This window comes from Streptomyces siamensis (assembly GCF_039543605.1).
Classification (GTDB): domain Bacteria; phylum Actinomycetota; class Actinomycetes; order Streptomycetales; family Streptomycetaceae; genus Streptomyces; species Streptomyces siamensis.
Window position 1 is genome coordinate 176,442 of the sequence record NZ_BAABKB010000003.1, and the last position, 18,546, is coordinate 194,987.

At 72.2% G+C, this 18,546-nt stretch carries 13 protein-coding genes and 1 riboswitch; of the genes, 4 read left to right on the forward strand and 9 right to left on the reverse strand.

Annotated elements, in window-relative coordinates; genetic code table 11:
• Positions 1-215: 215 nt before the first annotated feature.
• Positions 216-2,231, forward strand: coding sequence for a DNA helicase RecQ (gene recQ, locus ABEB03_RS09780; protein WP_345644657.1), 2,016 nt, complete (start codon positions 216-218; stop codon positions 2,229-2,231).
• A gap of 267 nt (positions 2,232-2,498) precedes the next feature.
• Here the strand turns inward: recQ and ABEB03_RS09785 are convergent, their stop codons facing one another.
• From ABEB03_RS09785 to fahA, 7 genes are all read right to left on the reverse strand, one after another.
• Positions 2,499-5,348 carry a fumarate reductase/succinate dehydrogenase flavoprotein subunit gene (locus tag ABEB03_RS09785; RefSeq protein ID WP_425589210.1) on the reverse strand — a complete coding sequence of 950 codons (2,850 nt, stop codon included), beginning with the start codon at positions 5,346-5,348 and terminating at the stop codon, positions 2,499-2,501.
• Positions 5,345-6,145, reverse strand: coding sequence for an ABC transporter ATP-binding protein (locus tag ABEB03_RS09790; RefSeq protein ID WP_345644660.1), 801 nt, complete (start codon positions 6,143-6,145; stop codon positions 5,345-5,347). Before ABEB03_RS09790 ends, ABEB03_RS09785 begins: the two co-directional genes overlap by 4 nt.
• Complete coding sequence (locus tag ABEB03_RS09795) at positions 6,129-7,034, reverse strand: ABC transporter permease (RefSeq protein ID WP_345644663.1); 906 nt, start codon at positions 7,032-7,034, stop codon at positions 6,129-6,131. Before ABEB03_RS09795 ends, ABEB03_RS09790 begins: the two co-directional genes overlap by 17 nt.
• Positions 7,031-8,380: an ABC transporter substrate-binding protein gene (locus tag ABEB03_RS09800; protein WP_345644666.1), complete on the reverse strand. Its 1,350-nt coding sequence runs from the start codon at positions 8,378-8,380 to the stop codon at positions 7,031-7,033. The genes ABEB03_RS09795 and ABEB03_RS09800 overlap by 4 nt, the downstream gene beginning before the upstream one ends.
• 15 nt (positions 8,381-8,395) lie before the next feature.
• Entirely contained in the window at positions 8,396-8,623 is a 228-nt protein-coding gene (locus tag ABEB03_RS09805) for a 4Fe-4S dicluster domain-containing protein (RefSeq protein WP_095935950.1), read from the reverse strand.
• 57 nt (positions 8,624-8,680) lie between these two features.
• Complete coding sequence (locus ABEB03_RS09810) at positions 8,681-9,460, reverse strand: GntR family transcriptional regulator (RefSeq protein WP_345644670.1); 780 nt, start codon at positions 9,458-9,460, stop codon at positions 8,681-8,683.
• Between the two features lie 363 nt (positions 9,461-9,823).
• The gene (gene fahA, locus ABEB03_RS09815) at positions 9,824-11,065 is read right to left on the reverse strand and encodes a fumarylacetoacetase (RefSeq protein ID WP_345644672.1); all 1,242 of its coding nucleotides are present in this window, start codon (positions 11,063-11,065) and stop codon (positions 9,824-9,826) included.
• Between the two features lie 253 nt (positions 11,066-11,318).
• Here fahA and ABEB03_RS09820 point away from each other — a divergent pair, with 253 nt between their 5' ends.
• From ABEB03_RS09820 to ABEB03_RS09830, 3 genes are all read left to right on the forward strand, one after another.
• Positions 11,319-12,554 carry a carboxylate--amine ligase gene (locus ABEB03_RS09820; protein ID WP_425589211.1) on the forward strand — a complete coding sequence of 412 codons (1,236 nt, stop codon included), beginning with the start codon at positions 11,319-11,321 and terminating at the stop codon, positions 12,552-12,554.
• Positions 12,555-12,588: 34 nt separating this feature from the next.
• A complete protein-coding gene (locus ABEB03_RS09825; RefSeq protein WP_345644678.1) occupies positions 12,589-13,839 on the forward strand; it encodes an FAD-dependent oxidoreductase in 1,251 nt (416 codons plus the stop codon).
• 204 nt (positions 13,840-14,043) lie between these two features.
• A complete protein-coding gene (locus tag ABEB03_RS09830) occupies positions 14,044-14,853 on the forward strand; it encodes an HAD family hydrolase (RefSeq protein WP_345644681.1) in 810 nt (269 codons plus the stop codon).
• A 121-nt stretch (positions 14,854-14,974) separates the two neighbouring features.
• On the opposite strand, the gene ABEB03_RS09835 is transcribed toward ABEB03_RS09830, so the two are convergent.
• A complete protein-coding gene (locus ABEB03_RS09835; protein WP_345644684.1) occupies positions 14,975-15,706 on the reverse strand; it encodes a transglycosylase SLT domain-containing protein in 732 nt (243 codons plus the stop codon).
• A 22-nt stretch (positions 15,707-15,728) separates the two neighbouring features.
• Positions 15,729-15,840, reverse strand: a riboswitch (cyclic di-AMP (ydaO/yuaA leader).
• Between the two features lie 466 nt (positions 15,841-16,306).
• A complete protein-coding gene (locus tag ABEB03_RS09840; RefSeq protein ID WP_345644803.1) occupies positions 16,307-18,340 on the reverse strand; it encodes a CocE/NonD family hydrolase in 2,034 nt (677 codons plus the stop codon).
• Positions 18,341-18,546: the final 206 nt, after the last annotated feature.

Genomic DNA, 18,546 nt, shown 5'->3' on the forward strand with positions numbered 1-18,546 from the left:
GACGTGCACAGGCGTCGGGCCCCGCTCCCTCACCGGGAGCGGGGCCCGACGCGTTGTCGGAGGACCGGGCGCGCCGAGCCGCGCGCGGGGCGGGGGACTCAGGGCCACGGAGGGCAGCGGCGCGGTAGCAGTCTGTGGACAACTCCGAGGGTGTCGGCGCGGAGCCCTATGGTGGCTGTCGTGGGCGAAGCACGACATACGGGGGACGACGAGCGATGAGCGGGACGGGCGGGACGGGTGCGATGACCGGAGCGGACACGACGATGACACAGGGCGACAGCGAGGCGCTGGCCACGCTCCACCGTGTCTTCGGGTACGACGCCTTCCGCGGTGAGCAGGAAGCGATCATCGAGCACGTGGTGGCCGGCGGTGACGCGGTCGTCCTGATGCCGACGGGCGGCGGCAAGTCGCTCTGCTATCAGATTCCCGCACTGGTCAGACCGGGCACCGGCGTCGTGGTCTCCCCGCTCATCGCGCTGATGCAGGACCAGGTCGACGCGCTGCGGGCGCTCGGCGTGCGCGCCGGGTTCATGAACTCCACGCAGGACTTCGACGAGCGCCGCATGGTGGAGGCGGAGCTCCTGGCGGGCGAGCTGGACGTGCTGTATCTGGCACCCGAGCGGCTCCGCCTGGACACCACACTGAACCTGCTGTCCCGCGCGAAGATCTCCGTGTTCGCCGTCGACGAGGCGCACTGCGTGGCCCAGTGGGGCCACGACTTCCGCCCCGACTACCTCGCACTGTCCGTGCTCGGAGAGCGCTGGCCCGACGTCCCGCGGATCGCCCTGACGGCCACCGCCACGCGCGCCACGCATCAGGAGATCACCCAGCGACTGGGCATGCCGAAGGCCCGCCACTTCGAGGCGAGCTTCGACCGCCCCAACATCCAGTACCGGATCGTCGGGAAGGCCGACCCGAAGAAGCAGTTGCTGTCGTTCCTGCGCGAGGAGCACGCCGGCGACGCGGGCATCGTCTACTGCCTCTCCCGCAATTCGGTGGAGAAGACCGCCGAGTTCCTCTCCCGCAACGGCATCGAGGCGGTGCCGTACCACGCGGGCCTGGACGCCGGCACCCGCGCCGCCCACCAGTCGCGCTTCCTGCGCGAGGAGGGGCTCGTGGTGGTCGCCACCATCGCCTTCGGGATGGGCATCGACAAGCCGGACGTCCGGTTCGTCGCCCACCTCGACCTGCCGAAGTCGGTCGAGGGCTACTACCAGGAGACGGGTCGCGCCGGCCGCGACGGGCTGCCGTCCACGGCCTGGATGGCGTACGGCCTTCAGGACGTGGTCCAGCAGCGCAAGCTGATCCAGGGCTCCGAGGGCGACGAGGCGTTCCGCCGCCGGGCCGCCGCCCATCTCGACGCCATGCTGGCGCTGTGCGAGACGGCCCAGTGCCGCCGGTCGCAGCTCCTCGCCTACTTCGGCCAGGAGCAGCACACCCCGGCCTGCGGCAACTGCGACACCTGCCTGACTCCGCCCGACACCTGGGACGGCACGGTCGCGGCGCAGAAGCTGCTGTCCACGGTGGTGCGATTGCAGCGCGAGCGGGGCCAGAAGTTCGGCGCCGGACAGATCATCGACATCCTGATGGGGCGCCGCACCGCCAAGGTGATCCAGTTCGACCACGACCAGCTGTCCGTGTTCGGCATCGGCGAGGACCTGTCCGAGCCCGAATGGCGCGGCGCCGTCCGGCAGTTGCTCGCCCAGGGGCTGCTCGCCGTCGAGGGCGAGTACGGGACGCTGGTGCTCACCGAGACCAGCGGCGAGGTGCTGCGCCGCGAGCGCGAGGTGCCGCTGCGCAAGGAACCGAAGCGGCAGGCCGCACCCCGCTCGTCGTCCGGGGCCAAGGGCGAGCGCAAGGCCAAGGCCGCCGTGGCGGAGCTGCCCCCAGAGCTCGTCCCCGCCTTCGAGGCGCTGCGCTCCTGGCGAGCCGAGCAGGCCCGTGAGCAGGGCGTCCCGGCGTACGTCATCTTCCACGACGCCACGCTCCGCGAGATCGCCACGGTGTGGCCCACCTCGGTGGCCGGCCTGGGCGGCATCGGCGGCGTGGGCGAGAAGAAGCTGGCGACGTACGGCGAGGGAGTGCTGGAGGTGCTCGCCTCGTTGGACGGCGCCCCTGGCGAGACCCCGGCCCCGTCCAGCGGCAGGGCCCCGGCCTCGACCGCTGACCAGGCACCGGACCCGGACTGGCCCGAGCTGAGCGAGGAGCCGGAGCCGGAGGACTGGATGTAGGACGCCGGGTCGCCCGGGACCGGGCCACCGGGATGCGGCACCTTGCGGGTCGCCCGGCGCCGACGGGGGCTCGGCGCCGCAGGGCCTGACATCACGGGGTCCGGGTGTCGCGGGTCCGGCGTCACGGGGCAGGGGTCTCCGGGGGCGGCAGTCGCGGGCGCCCGCGGCACGGGGCTCGTGGTCGCGGGGCGGCGTCCGGGGACGGCAGTCACGAGGTCCGGTGCCATGGGTCCGGGCGTCCGGGGACGGTGTCGCGGGGGGCCGGTGTCACAGGGCTCGGGTCGCGTAGGCGCGGACGTCGGCGTCGGGGTCCGTCACGGCCGTGGCGAGGGCGGCGCGCGCGTCCTCGTCGGTGCCGGCGTGGTGCACGAGTGCCAGCACCGCTGCCTTGCGGACGTCGGCGTTCGAGTCCGACAGGGCCTTGGCCAGCGTGGGCACGGCCGGTTCCGGGTCCGCGGCGGACAGCGCGGTCGCGGCGCCGGCGCGGACCTGCCAAGCGGGGTCGGCCAGCGCGGCGACGGCACGCGAGGCGGGCCCGGCCGGGCAGCCCGTGGCGGCCAGCGCCTCGAAGGCGGCGGCGCGGACCAGCGCGTCGGCGTCGGCGGTGAGCCGGTCGACCGTGGCCAGGACCGTACCGTCCGGCGTCACATGGGCCAGCGCCTTGGCCACGGTGACGCGGACCTCGCGGGACGGGTCGGCCGCCGCCCGGGTCAGCGGTTCGGTGGCGTCGACGGAGACCAGGGCGCGCACGGCCTCGATGCGCACGGCGGTGTCGGGATCCGCGAGGGCGTCCGCGAACAGCGCCGCGTCACCGAGGCGCAGTGCCCGCAGCACGTCCAGCGCCGCGGCCCGTACGACGGGATCGCCCCCGGGGAGCGCGGCGGCGAGACCGTCGCGCAGGGCGGGCTCGGGCGGCAGCGTCTCGACCAGTTCGCGCAGCGAGGCCGCCGCCGTGGCCCTCACCTCCGCGTGCGGGTCCCGCAGCGCGTCGGCGAGGACGGGTCCGGTGCCGGGCGGCACGGTCTCGGTGAGTACGGCGAGGGCCGCGCGCCGCACGCCGGGAGCGGGGTCGGTCAGATAGGGGCGCAGCGAGGGGAGTTCGGGTTCCTGCTCGGCGAGGGCGAGGAGCTCCAGCAGACGGGGTGAGGAGTCGGGGCCGTCGTCCGGGCCGCCGTGTGCGCCGTCCGGGAGGTCGCGGGGGCTGTCGGCGGGCAGTTCGGCATCGATGGGGAGTGGCGTTCGGCCGGTGGCCGCGGTGGCTGCGGTGGCTGCGGTGGCTGCGGTGGTTGCGGCAGGGGCGAGGGCGGTGGCGGCCACGGGGGCCGCGTCCCGTGCGCCCGCCGTGGCCACGCCCTCCGCGTGGACCTCGCCGAGGTGCCGGGAGGGCCCGCCGGTCGGGGTGAAGTCGGGGACGGGGACGAGATAGGGAGCCACGGGTCGAGCCGTGAACTCCATCGATCCGGAGGGGGACTTGTGCAGATCGAGGTGGTGGAACCAGGAGACGTCGTCGCGCACCGGATGGTCCGTGCGGTCGTGGTAGAGGCCCCAGCGGGACTCCGTGCGGGCGAGCGACGCACGCGCGGCCATCTCCGCGCAGTCACGGATGAAGGTGACTTCGGCGCACCGCATCAGTTCGTGCGGAGTGCGGGCCCCCATCGCCGCGATGTCCGCGCGCATCCGCTCGAAGGCTTCGAGGGCGAGCGAGAGCCGGGCGCCGGACTTGGGCGGGGCGACGTAGTCGTTCACGAAGCGGCGGAGCTTGTACTCGACCTGGGGTTGCGGCGGTCCGTCCGGATGGCGCAGCGGGCGGTAGATCAGCTCGTGCGCGTCGCGGAGCTGGTCCTGCGGCAACTCGCCCGCGTAGGGGGCGTACTGGGCGGCGTCCGCACCGGCGAGGTCACCGAAGACGAACGCGCCGATCATGTAGTTGTGTGGGACGCAGGCCAGGTCGCCCGCGGCGTACAGGCGGGGCACGGTCGTCCGGGCGTGGTCGTCGACCCGGACGCCGGACGCGGAGTGACCGCCGCACAGGCCGATCTCGGAGATGTGCATCTCGACGTCGTGGGTGCGGTAGTCGTGGCCGCGGCCGGAGTGGAAGGTGCCGCGGGTGGGGCGTTCCGTGGAGTGCAGGATGGATTCGAGGGCGCTGATCGATTCCTCGGGGAGATGGCTCAGCTTCAGGTACACCGGGCCGCGGTCCGAGGCGACCTCCGCGGCGAACTCGGCCATCATCTGGCCCGACCAGTAGTCGGAGTCGACGAAACGCTCGCCGTGCCGGTTGACCTGGTAGCCGCCGAAGGGGTTGGCGACGTAGGCGCAGGCGGGACCGTTGTAGTCCTTGATCAACGGGTTGATCTGGAAGCACTCGATACCGGTGAGCTCGGCGCCCGCGTGGTAGGCCATGGCGTACCCGTCACCGGCGTTGGTGGGATTCTCGTACGTCCCGTAGAGGTAGCCGGAGGCGGGCAGGCCGAGCCGGCCGCAGGCGCCGGTGGCGAGGATCACGGCGCCGGCGCGGACCGTCACGAACCGCCCGGTGCGGGTGTTGAAGCCCGCCGCCCCGACCGCGCGGCCCCCGGCCGTGAGGACCCGTACCGGCATCACGCGGTTCTCGATACGGATCCGCTCGCGCATCTCGCGCCGCCGCAGCTGCCGGTAGAGGACCTTCTTGACGTCCTTGCCCTCGGGCATCGGCAGGACGTAGGAGCCGGAGCGGTGCACCTGACGGACCGCGTACTCGCCGTGCTCGTCCTTCTCGAACTTCACGCCGTACGACTCCAGGCGCTGCACCATCGCGAAGCCGCGGGTCGCGGTCTGGCGGACGGTGGACTGGTCGACGATGCCGTCGTTGGCGCGGGTGATCTCGGCGACGTAGTCGTCGGGCTCGGCACGGCCGGGCACGACCGCGTTGTTGACGCCGTCCATGCCCATGGCGAGGGCGCCGGAGTGCCGGACGTGTGCCTTCTCCAGGAGCAGGACGTCGGCACCGTGCTCGGCGGCGGTCAGCGCCGCCATGGTGCCGGCCGTGCCGCCGCCGATGACGAGGACGTCGCAGGACAGCTCTTCGGCGGCTGCGAGCGCGGGGATCTCCACGGGAGTGCCTTTCGGGTTCTTCAACTGCCGAGTGACGTGAGGACCTCACGGCGCAGGGCGAGCCTCGCCGGGTCGTCCGATGCGGACCGCTCGCGGGGGCGCGGGACTTCGCGTACGGCGAGGAGCCGCCCGCCGCCCGCGGCGCCGTCCGGGCCGGCCGGGCGGGCGGCACCGAGCAGGGCCACCCGGTCGCCGAGGAACAGCGCCTCGTCCACGTCGTGGGTGACGAAGACGACGGTCGCCCCGCTGCCGTGCAGCACCTCGACGAGGAGGTCCTGCATGCCGGCGCGGGTCTGGGCGTCGAGCGCGCCGAAGGGTTCGTCCATGAGGAGGGCGCGGGGTGCGCCGGCGAGGGCGCGGGCGAGCTGGACGCGTTGGCGCTGTCCGCCGGAGACGCGGTGCGGCAGCTGCCGTTCGCGGCCGGCCAGGCCGACCCGGGCGAGCCAGGACTCGGCCTGCCGCCGCCGCTCGGAGCGTGCCGTTCCCGCGATGGCGAGCGGGAGTTCGACGTTGGCGCGCAGGGTGCGCCAGGGCAGGAGGGAGTCCTCCTGGAAGACGAGCGCCCGGTCGGCGGCGGGGCCCACCAGGGGGCTGCCGTCCTGGGCGACCGTTCCCGCGAGGATGGGCAGCAGCCCGGCGAGCGTGCGCAGGAGGGTGGACTTTCCGCAGCCCGAGGGGCCGACCACGGTGAGGATCTCGCCGGGCGCGACGTCGAGGTCGACGCCGTCGAGGGCGGGGGCGCCGGGGCGGCCGAGCGAGGCGTTCACGAGGGAGAGCCGAGTGCCGCGCACGGCGGCCGGTGTCTCAGACGAGGTGCTCATCGCGTGCCCCCTCGGGATGTACGGGCGTCGTCGTCCCGGCGGTGACCGCCGCAGCGGCGGTCCTGCGGGCGCGCGGCCCCGGGACCCGGCCGCGCGCCCCGGGAACCCGGGGGTGTGCCGTGGCGACGTACTCCGTGCGGGGCAGCCAGCGGGTGAGCCACCGGCCCGCGCGTTCGACGGCCGTGGAGGTGAGCCAGCCGAGCACTCCGATCGTGACCATGCCGACGAAGACGCCGGGATAGTCGACGACGGTGTAGTCCTGCCACGTGCGGTAGCCGACGCCGTACTGACCGGAGATCATCTCGGCGGAGATGACACAGATCCACGAGACGCCGATGCCGACGGAGAGGCCGCCGAAGATCCCGGGGAGGGCGCCGGGCAGGACCACCGAGCCGAGCACCCGCCACCGGCCGCCGCCCATGGTGCGCACCGCCTCCTCCCATACGGGCGTGAGGGCGCGGACGGCGTGCCGGGTGGAGACCAGGACCGGGAAGAAGGCGGCGGTGCAGGTGATGAAGACGATGCCCTGTTCGTTGCTGGGGAACAGGAGGATCGCGACCGGCACCAGCGCGATCGCCGGGATCGGGCGGACCACTTCGAGCAGCGGCCCGAGCAGGTCCTCGGCGAGGCGGGAGCGGGCGACGGTCACACCGGTGGCGACGCCCAGGACGGCGGCCAGCAGGAAGCCGGTCAGGATGCGGGTGAGGCTGTCGGTGAGGTCGGTCCAGTAGTCGGCGCCGCCCAGCCGGTCGCCGAAGGCGCGGGCCACGTCGGCGACGGTGGGGAACTGCGAGAAGCGCAGCCACAGGTCGACGTTCAGGCTCGTCAGGAGCTGCCAGGCGGTCAGGGCCGTGGCGAGCGACGCGGCCCTGACGAGATGGCGGGTCATGACGCCTGCTCCAGGGCCGCGGCGTACGAGAGGGTGCGGGCGCCCCGGTGGGCGGCGGCGTACTTCCGGGCGGCGGCCTGGGTGACGAAGGGGTGCAGCTCGTCGCCGTCGGCCACCCACACCGACCTGTCCGCGAACCAGAGCGTTCCGGTGGTGGTGTCGGGGACGTACGCGGCGCGGAGGGTGGAGCGGTGCGCGGCCACGTATCGCAACAGGGCGCTGGGGGAGTCGAAGGTGCGGGTGGCGGCGGCGCCCTTCGGCCACGCCTCGCTCGCGGCCGGCGGGGGCGCCGCGGCGAGCTGGTCGGCGTACGCGGCCGGGCCGAGAGCACGTCTGACGTACCGGTCGTCGACGAAGGCGTCCACGTCGACGTCGCCGACGAGTTTCGCCGACTTCAGGATCGCGACGTCCTTCTTCAGGGCGGAGACCAGGCGGGGCTGGAGCGCCGGACCGAAGGTGGCCGTGCCGTGCGCGCCGTTGTAGAGGTAGACGACCTCGGCGGGCAGACCGGTGGCCTTCGCGACCTTCTCCGCCGCTGCCACCGGGTGGTCGTGCAGGTAGTCCGTCGCCTCCGCCTGAGCCTTCAGGAAGGCCTCCAGGACGGCCGGGTGCTTCTTGGCGAAGTCCTCCCGGGCGGTCACGCCGTGGAAGGTCGGCAGGTTCAGTTCGGCGCCGTCGTACAGGGCCTTCGCCTTGCCCTGGTAGGCGAGCAGACCGGGCCAGGCGACGAACTGCGACAGTGCGTCCGCGCTGCCCGCCGTGAGCGCCGAAGCCCCCACAGCGGGCTGCTGGTTGAGCTTCTGGATTCCCTTGTCCGGGTCGATGCCCGCGCGCTGGAGGGCCCGTACGAGGGTGCCGTCGGCGGCCGAGCCGACACTCGTCGACACCTTCTTGCCGCGCAGATCACTCAGGGAACGAAGCTTCGAATCCGGTGCCGTGACGATGGTGTTGAGGCCGCCGCGGAGGTTGTAGCCGGTGACGGAGACCAGGTGGGTGGGGCGTCCCAGCTGCTTGCCGCGGGCCGCGTTGATGAGGAGCGGGAAGTCGCCCATCGAACCGATGTCGATCTTCCCGGCGGTCATCTGTGCGGTGATCGGGGCGCCGGTCGCGTAGTCCTGCCAGTCCACCTTGTACGTGGTTCCGTCACCGAGCGCGTCGAGCTGCTTCTCGAAGGAGCCGAGCGAGCGCAGCAGGGTGCCCGCGGTGACGGTGTTGATCGTCTTGGACTGGTAGCCGACGGTGACGGTGACCGTGGAGCCGTCGCCGGCCGCCGTGTCCGCGCCGCACGCGGTCAGCGGAAGGGCCAGAGCCGCCGTGGTGAGGGCGGCGATCGCTTTGTGTCTCATGGGAGTTCGGGCCTCTCACCGCAGCAGATAGGGCATGTCGACCGTGACGGCCCCGGTGGGGCAGCGCGCGGCGCACGGGCCGCAGTACCAGCACTCGTCGACGTGCATGTACGCCTTGCCGCTGCTCTCGTCGATGGCGAGGGAGTCCAGCGGGCACATGTCGACGCACAGGGTGCAGCCGTCGATGCACTTCGACTCGTCGATGGTCACGGGCACGTCGGCCCGCTGGGGCGCCAAGGGCATGGCTGTCTCCAGGAAGGTCCTGCGGGATACGGAAGGGGTGAGGTGGGGAGGGGGCGCTCAGCGGGCGCGGCGGAGCCGGCCGCCCATGCTGATGCGGTCTCCGCGGAAGCGGATGAACTCCAGGTCCACGGGGCGGCCGTCGGCGAGATGGGTGAGCCGTTCCAGCATGAGGACGGCGGTGCCGCGCGGGGCCTGGAGCACGGCGGCGGAGTGCGCGTCCGCGTTCACCGCCTCCAGTGTGATGTCGGCGTGCCCGAGCGGCTGTCCCGTGATGGCTTCCAGGAGGCGGAAGACGTCGGTGTTCTCCAGGTCGGCGGCGAGCAGGTCGGCACCGAGGTCGAGGGGGATGTAGGTGAGGTCGAGGGAGAGCGGGAGGCCGTCCAGGCGGCGGAGGCGTTCGATGTAGAGGACGTCGGCGCCTGGGGCGATGCCGAGGCGGTCGGCCACGGGGGCGGGTGCGGCCACCGGGCCCATCGAGCGGACCTCATTGCTGACCTGGCCGTGTTCGCGCAGGGTCTCCGCGAGTCCCATCAGCCGGTCGAGTCCGTGCGGGTACTTCTGTGCCACGACGACGGTGCCGACGCCGGGCAGTCGTTCCACCAGGCCTTCGGCGCGCAGCAGGTCCAGGGCCTGGCGGACCGTGTTGCGCGAGGCTCGGTAGTCCGTGCCGAGGGCGGCCTCGTGCGGCAGGGAGCCGTCCGGATAGCCGCCGGTCAGCACCTGCCGACGGAGGAGGTCGGCGAGTTGCCGCGCCCGGTCCGCGCGCAGCCGACGCCGGTGGGCGGCGACGGTGGTCGCGCCCTGGCCGGCGTGGTCGCGGATGCGGTCGGTGAGCATGCGCCGGACGATACCGACGCGGTGCGGCGAGTGGTGTTGCTGGAGTGTTGCGCCACTTGGGCACGCGGCGGGCGCCGCTCTGACCTGCTACTTTCGTTATCACCGTCGAAGATCTGCCACCGGCGGCGGAGGCGGGGCGGGGGCCGAACCGGCCCCCGGGCCCCAGGCCTCCGCGGCGCCGGGCGTGCGCCCGGGCCCCGGCCCGACTCCGGGTTCCCGCTTCTCTCGAGCGGTTGCCGCACGCGTCAGGACCTGGCGCCGGACGTGTCGGGACCTGGCGCCGGACGTGTCGGGAACGCGTGCCCCGGACTGGCCGCACCGGTGACGCCGCACGGGCCGGTCCCGCGGCGCCGGCCGTGCCCCTTAGGCCTCCGTGGCACCTACGGCGCTCGCGATGCGGCCGCGGACCTCTCCCAGCCCCACCTTGGTTCCGCCGGGGCCGGGTGCCCAGGCCGTCAGGGTCACCTCGTCGCCGTCCTCCAGGAAGGCGCGCTTGCCGTCGGGGAGTTCGAGCGGGTCGCGGCCGTTCCAGGTGAGTTCCAGGAGGGAGCCGCGTTCGGCGTCGGAGGGGCCGCTGACGGTGCCGGAGCCGTACAGGTCGCCGGTGCGCAGGGAGGCGCCGTTCACCGTCATGTGGGCGAGCTGCTGCGCGGCCGTCCAGTACATGGTGGAGAAGGGCGGTTCGGAGACGACGTGACCGTTGATCGCCACGGAGATCCGCAGGTCGTAGCCGCCCGGCTCCTCGGCGGAGTCGTCGAGGTAGGGGAGCAGGGGATGCGTGCGGGCGGGCGGCGCGACGAGGGCGCTGTCCAGGGCGTCGAGCGGGGTGATCCACGCCGACACCGACGTGGCGAAGGACTTGCCGAGGAAGGGGCCGAGGGGCACGTACTCCCACGCCTGGATGTCGCGCGCCGACCAGTCGTTGAGGAGGCAGAGGCCGAAGACGTGGTCGCGGAAGGAGGAGAGCGGGACGGGCGTGCCCATGGGTGAGGGGGCGCCGACCACGAAACCGACCTCCGCCTCGATGTCGAGGCGGACGGAGGGACCGAAGACGGGCTCGGTGTCGGCGGGCGCCTTCCGCTGGCCGGAGGGGCGCACGACGTCCGTGCCGGACACCACGACCGTGCCGGAGCGGCCGTGATAACCGATCGGCAGGTGCTTCCAGTTGGGGGTGAGGGAGTCGGCGGCGTCGGGCCGGAAGATCTGACCGACGTTCCGGGCGTGGTTCTCGGAGGCGTAGAAGTCGACGTAGTCCGCCACCTCGAAGGGAAGGTGCAGGGTGACCTCGGACAGCGGGTGGACATGCGGTTCGAGGGTCTCCCGGTGGGCCGGGACGGTCACCCAGGCCGTGAGCGCCCGGCGTACGTCGGACCAGGTGGTGCGGCCGGCCGCGAGCAGCGGGTTCAGCGTGGGCTGCGCCAGGAGCTCGGCGTACGGGGAACCGAGCGCGCGGGCGGCGGCGCCCGCGTCGAGCACGTGGTCGCCGAGCCGGACGCCGACGCGCCGCTCCGCGGAACCGCCCGGGTCGCCGTTCGGGGAGAACACGCCGTACGGAAGGTTGTGCGGGCCGAAGGGATCGCCCTCGGGGACATCGAAGGGGGGCATCGGTAGGTGCCTCGCTTTCGGATTCGTACGCGTCGTCTGATCCAGGGGTGCCACACGTTATGTGTGGTCGCGGCACACGTTACGGGGGAGTGACCCTGCTGTGGCAGTGCCTAAAGAGTTTGCAATGTCCGAATTTTCCTTGTCGGACGTGGCAATTCCGGCTTAGCGTCCTTTGGGGACACGGACGGGGTGGGTCCGGTCCGTAGGGGGACGCGTGGGGGGACCCGTGGCCAGGAGCTCCAGAAGTGCGCCGGTGCACGCCGACCAGCATGTTCCGGGCCTCATCGTGAAGTTCGGCGACTATCCGCTGCACCACGGTGGGGTGGGTGCCATCCGGAGTCTGGGCCGGCTGGGCATCCCGATGTATGCGATCACCGAGGACCGTTACACACCGGCCGCGAGCTCGCGCTATCTGCGCCGTGCGTTCGTCTGGCCGACGACGGGGACGGAGGAACCGGAACGGCTCGTCGAGGGGCTGCTGCGGATCGGCAGGCGGATCGGGCGGCCGACGGTCCTCGTGCCGACGGACGAGGAGGCCGCCGTCCTCATCGCGGAGCACCAGGACGAGTTGGGCGACCGCTTCCTCTTCCCGCGCGTGGACGCCAAGCTGCCCCGCAGGCTCGCCAGCAAGCAGGGGCTGCACGAACTGTGCGTCGAACACGGCATCCCCAGTCCTGCGGCGGCCTTTCCGCAGTCGTACGAGGACATCGTCGAGTTCGCCGAGAGCGCCCGCTTTCCCGTCGTCGCCAAGAACCGCGAGGCGTTCGTGCGCCGCAGCCGTCCCGCCGTGAACGGCACGACGCGGATCGCGACCCGCGAGGGCCTGCTGACGCTCGCCCGGGACTGGGGTCCGCAACCGGGCGTGATCCTCCAGGAGTACCTGCCCAGGGAGGACGCGGAGGACTGGATCGTGCACGCCTACTTCGACGCGGACTCGACACCGCTCGCGATGTTCACGGGCGTCAAGGTCCGCTCCTGGCCGCCGCACGCGGGAATGACGGCGAACGCGTACGTCGTCGACAATCCGGAACTCGCCGACCTCGCCGCCCGGTTCATCAAGGAGATCGGCTTCAGCGGCATCATCGACCTCGACCTGCGCTTCGACCGGCGCGACGGGCAGTACAAGCTTCTCGACTTCAACCCGCGGATGGGCGCGCAGTTCCGTCTCTTCGAGAACGAGTCGGGCATCGACGTCGTCCGCGCCATGCATCTGGATCTGACCGGGCGCGCCGTTCCGGAGGGGGAACAGCGGGCCGGTCACCGCTACGTCGTGGAGAACATCGACCTGCCGGCGCTGCTCGCCTACCGGCGCAGCGGCTACACGACACCGCACGCACCGGCTCGCGCGAGTGGTACGGAGCTGGCCTGGCTCGCGGGTGACGACCTGCGGCCGTTCTTCACGATGCTCGCGCGCTTCGTGCGGCCGGGCGCGAAGCACCTGTATCAGCTGTGGCGCACCAACCGCCGCGGCAGCACCACCACGAAGTGACGGCAGACGTCCGACGTCCTGGGGAGGGGACTTCGTGATTCATCCGGTAGCAGTCATCGGTGCCGGGCCGTTCGGCCTGTCCACCGCGGCCCATCTGCGGGCCCGCGGTGTCCCGGTGCGTGTCTTCGGCGAGCCCATGGTGAGCTGGCGCGACCACATGCCCGAGGGAATGCTCCTCAAGTCGACCCCGGCCGCATCCACCATCGACGCCCCGCAGCGTGGGCACACACTCCTCGACTACTGCGACGCCGCGGGGATACCTCGCCTCGTCACGGACGAGGACATCATCCCCGTCGAGACGTTCATCGCGTACGGCGAGTGGTTCCAGCAGAAACTGGTGCCCGAGCTGGAGCGGGTGCGGGTCGTCTCCGTCGACCGCAAGGCCGGCCGCGGCGGCTCCGGCGGCTCCGCCCGTTCCGGTGCCGCCGAGAGCCCGGACGGCTTCGAACTCAAGCTGGACTCGGGCGAGTTGTTCACCGCGCGGGCCGTCGTGGTGGCCACCGGTCTGTCCGGACTCGACCATCTGCCTCCCGAGCTCGCGAGCGTGGCGGCCGACGGGCCCACCCCCACGGGCCCCGTCTCGCACAGCTCCCAGCACCACGACCTGAGCCGGTTCTCCGGCAAGGAACTGATCGTCGTCGGCGCCGGCCAGTCCGCTCTGGAGACGGCGGCGCTCGCGGCGGAGGCGGGTGCGCGGGTGCGGGTGGTGTCCCGCGGCAGGGGCGCCGTGGACTTCGGCGCGCCCCCGTGGCACCAGCCGAGGCTGCGCCCCGAGTCCCCCTTCGGCCGCGCCTGGTCCCTGTGGGCCCTGAGCTACTACCCGCAGCCCTATCGCCACCTGCCCGCGCGGGCCCGGCACTACTTGGTGCGCCGGGTGCTCGGCCCGCTCGGAGCCTGGTGGCTGCGCGACCGCTTCGAGGGCAAGGTCGAGGTCCGTGAGGTCCAGCGGATCGTCCGCGCCCAGGTGCGCGAGGGCAGCCCCGTCCTGACCGTCCGGACCCATGGGGGCCGGGCCGAGGAACTCTTCGCCGACCACGTCGTCGCGGCGACCGGCTATCGCGTCGACGTCGCGGCGATGGACTTCCTCGGGCACGAGCTGCGCACCGAACTGGCGGTCAGCCGCGGCACCCCGAGGCTGGGCGCGGGCTACCGCTCCTCCGTCCGAGGCCTGTACTTCACCGGGCTGCCGGCGGCGGCCTCGTACGGGCCGGTGATGCGGTTCGTGTGCGGGACGGAGTTCGCCTCGCCCCGGCTGGCCGGACATCTGGCCGCCGCACACAGGTGAGTTGGGGCGAGGTGCGCTGCGGGCGAAGCGGCGCACCTCGCCCTTGCGTGGCTGTGGAGAAGGGCGCCTCCGTGTACCGCGCGCACGGGTTGTACGGCGAACTGCCCCTGCCGTCCGGACGGTGAAGGGCGTTGCGGGCGGGATACCGGACGTCGTCCGGTTCACGGCGGGCCGTTGAGTCGTGCGATCCGTATTCTTCGGATCATGGCCGCTCCGACTGCATATTCACTCATCGCCACTGACCTGGACGGAACGCTGCTGCGCGGCGACGACACCCTCTCCGACCGGTCGCGGGCCGCGCTGGCGAGGGTGGCCGAGGCGGGTGCCCGGCATCTCGTGGTGACGGGCCGTCCCGCACCGAGGGTGCGACCGCTGCTGGACGAACTCGGCGGCGAGGGACTGGCGGTGTGCGGTCAGGGAGCGCAGCTGTACGACGCCGGGGCGGACCGGATGCTGTGGTCGGTGACCCTGGACAGGGAACTGGCGGAGACGGCGCTCGGCAAGATCGAGGCGGAAGTCGGCCTGCTGTACGCGGCGGTGGACCAGGACGGCGTGGACGGGCTGACCTTGATCGAGCCGGGCTACGTGATGCCCCACCCGACGCTCCCGGCGGTACGGGTGCGGCGGCGCGACGACCTGTGGACGGAGCCCATCAGCAAGGTGCTGCTCCGTCACCCTTCCCTGACCGACGACGAGTTGGCCTCGGCGGCACGGTCGGTGGTCGGTTCGCTGGCGACGGTCACCATGTCGGGGCCGGGTACCGTCGAACTCCAGCCATGCGGCGTGACCAAGGCGACGGGTCTCGCCCTCGCCGCGGCGCACCTCGGTCTCGCGCCCGCCGAGACCCTCGCCTTCGGCGACATGCCCAATGACATCCCCATGTTCGACTGGGCGGCCCGTGGGATCGCCATGGCCAACGCGCATCCGGAACTGAAGGCGGTGGCCGACGAGGTGACCTTGTCGAACGAGGACGACGGCATCGCGGTCGTGCTGGAACGGCTCTTCGGGGTGTAGACGCAACCGAAGAAACGGAACAAATCAGAGAAGTCTGAGAAAGACGGACAAAAATACCGATTCGGGGCGCGTGCGGAAGTCCGCCCGCGCCCCGAATCGGCGATGTGCCGCTGTCGCCGGGTCAGTACGCTCCGTTGACGTTGTCGATCGAGCCGTACTTCGCCGCGGCGTAGTTGCAGGCGGCCGTGATGTTCGCGACCGGGTCGTACGGGTCCATCGAGGTGCCGGGGACGTGGTACGCCTTGAAGGTGGGGTCGATCACCTGGAGGAGGCCCTTCGAGGGGATGCCGGCCTTGGCGTTGGAGTCCCAGTTGTTGATGGCGCGGGGGTTGCCGGAGGACTCGCGCATCACGTTGCGGTGGATGCCGTTGTACGTGCCGGGTATGCGCTTCTTGGCCATGATGTCCAGGGAGTGCTTGATCCAGCCGTCGAGGTTGTTGGCGTACGTCTTGCCGGAGGAGGGGGCCGCTGCCGCCGGTGCGGCCTTGGTGAGCGGGGACACCACGCCGGTCGCGAGGTTCTTCGTGCCCACCGTCAGCACCAGTCCCGGGCGCAGGTGGGCGGCGTCGGGGCCGATGACGGCCTTGTTGGCGTCGTACAGCGCCTGCCAGCCACCGCTCGACGGGTTCTTCTTCGCGACGCTCTGGAGGGTGTCACCGGCGACCACGGTGTAGGTGAGGAGCTGCACCTGGGGGACGGTCGCCCGGACGGTCTGCGTCGCGGTGGCGGCCTGGGCGCCGGTGGCGCTCAGGAGGGGGAGTGCGAGGGCGACTCCGCCCACACCGGCGGCGAGCACGCCACGGGTGATGAGGGGGCTGGTCCTGAAGCGGCGGTTCATGAGTCGTCCGGACATGGCGGTTTCCTCTCCTGCGCCTGCGAGGTGAGCTGTCGGGTTCGGGCGGGGAGGTGCCCGGCCGCGCTCTCTGTGCGGCTTGACCCCTAGTCGTTCCGGTTTGTCTGGATCGACGGCTTTTCTGGGTCCCCCGCTCCTGCCGTGTGTGCGTGGGTGGGTGGGTCCGGGCGGCGGCAGGATTCGGCGATCCGCCCGGGATCGACGTGAACGTATGCGAGAGCACATGTCGGGAACAAGGGCTGAATTTCGGACGAAGATCGCTTTCGCCTGATTAAGGCAGTGTCGATACGTCCGATTCAACCGGAATTGGATCCTCAACTTGCCTTTAGCAAAGGGATCCTGTGAAGACGGCGTAAATTCCCGGTCGAGGGTGCACGTGACCCAACTCACGAGACCAAGGCCAACTAAAGCGGCAAGACCGGCAACTCGGACATCACGCCTCGGTGGCCTATCGGTACGAGTAGGTACAACTCGGACATCAGGGCGTGGCGGGCCGGAGGGTATAAGTCGGGCAACTCGGGCAGGCCGCAGGGGTTTCCGTGGGGCAGGGCGGTCGTGCGTCCGGCCGCCCCGGCGGGCAGGGCCGGAGCGTCGGCGGGCCTAGCCCGACGTGCGCGGGATCCGCTTCTGCCACGTCCGGTGGAAGACCACCTCGTCGCCGTCCCTGCAGATGACCTCGTCGGAGGCGATGAACTCCCTTTCGGAGCAGGTGAGTTCCGACCGCGTCGTCACCCGGGCGTCCCAGGCGAGGTCAGGGCGGTGGAAGCGGACCGACCAGGCCGAGCGGGCGCGCGCCGACAAGGGGCCGGACTCGTCGATCGTGTACGACTCCCCGACGTCCTCGGTGACTTCGAGGCCGTCCGGGTGGATATGGGTGCCTTCGTGACGGAGGTCGGTCTCCAGACGCCACTCGCCCTTGGCGACGTCGTGCACGAGGAGCCGTTCGGGGCGCGGCTCGTCCAGCGTCGCGGGGGAGGCCGCCCCGAGGGGTGCGGACTGCTCCGGCTCCTCGAAGGCGATCGCCGGGTCCGACTCCCGTGCCCTCACCGGGAGTTCGAGGACGCCGGCCGCCGGGTCCAGGGTGAAGCCGGTCTCCGGACCGGGCTGGGGCCAGACCCACGGCCAGTACGCGGAGGAGACGGCGAGCCGGACGTGATGCCCGGGCGGGAACGCGTGACCGATGGGGTCCAGCTCGACGAGCACGTCCTCCGTCGCGCCCGGCACCCATGCCGTCGCCCGGTCGCTGCCGTGGCGCGCCGACAGATTCAGCACGCCCCGGGTGACGAGCGTCGAGGCGCCGTCGGGAGCCACGTCGCACAGCCTGGCGATCACCTGGCCCCGGGGGGAGTGCGAGGTCAGCCGCAGCCGGACCGCCGGGCGGCCCAGGACCCAGGTCTCCTCCGTGACCTCGAACTCGAAGCAGACCGACCGGGCGTCCTCCTCCCGCTGGTCCGGGGGCAGGTCGGCGTCGTGGCCGCGTGGGACGGTGCGGCCCGCGTCCACCCCGGTGTGCTGCGGTGAGCGCACCGCCACCGGGTCGCCCTGGAGCGCGTATGTGACCCGGGTCACGGAGGGCGACGGCCAGACGGGATCACCCACCCAGCGGCCGGTGATCACCGGATACGTCGTCGCCGGGGGACGCGCGTCCATGACGTACGAGCGCAGGAGCGGTTCCGTCATGATGCCGCCGGGGCCGGGGCCGGGGCCGGGGCCCGTCCCGGGCGTCGTCGGGGTGCGCAGCCAGTGGTCCCACCAGCGCAGGGTCTCCTGGAGGAAGCCGATCGCCGGGCCGGGCGGCCGGTCCCGGTCGGGATAGTGGTGCGACCACGGGCCGATCACTCCGCGTACGCGATCGGGTGGCAGGTGCTCGACCAGACGCAGCACCGTGTCGCGGTACGGGTCGTGCCAGCCGCCGACCGCCAGGACCGCCGCCCGGATCGCTCCGTAGTTCTCGCGGACGCTCCCGTGGCGCCAGTACGCATCCCGGGTCTGGTGCTCCAGCCAGGTGTGGACCGGTGGCTCCACCGCCTGGAGCCGCTTCACCCACATGTCCCGCCACATCACCTCGCCCACGTGCGCCGGGTCCGGGGGAAGGGCGGCGGAGGCGAGCGTCGCGGCCGACCTGGCGTGCAGGCCGGCGGCCCGTACGGAACCTCCTGCGTAGTGGACGTCGTTGTCGTAGCGGTCGTCCGTCGAGCAGACCGCGACGACCGCCTTGAGCGGCTCGGGTGCGAGGGCCGCGATCCGGAGAGAGTCGAAGCCGCCCCAGGAGATGCCGAACATGCCGACGCTTCCCGTGCACCAGGGCTGGGCGGCCAGCCAGTTGACCACCTCCACGCCGTCGTCCAGCTCCTCCTGCGCGTGCGCGTCCGCCGGCATGCCCTCCGCATTGCCGTGCCCGCGGATGTCCACGCGGACGGAGGCGTAGCCGTGGCCCGCGTACCAGGGGTGGCGCTGCCAGTCGCGGGGCGCGGTCCGGTCCGTGAGGCGGTGCGGAAGGTATTCGAGGAGAGCGGGTACGCGTTCCTCGGTCAGCGGGCGCCAGACGCGCGCGTACAGACGGGTGCCGTCCGGGAGAGGGATCCAGATGTCCTCGTGGGCGGTCTCGTACGGGAAGGACGTACGGATGTGCATGATCATCGCGCTCCCGGGCCCGGCGGAGCCGTGGGACTCGGGCGGTTCGGCACGGTCGTCGGGCGCGGCCTGTCGGGGCGGCCCGGCGGGCCCTTGCGGTACGTGGGGCGGGCGGGGTGCGTGGGGGTGACCTCGGTGGGCGGCGCCGTGCGCGGCGTCCACCGAGGGGATGTGTTCCGCCGTGTGCGTGCGTCCGGCCAGGTGAT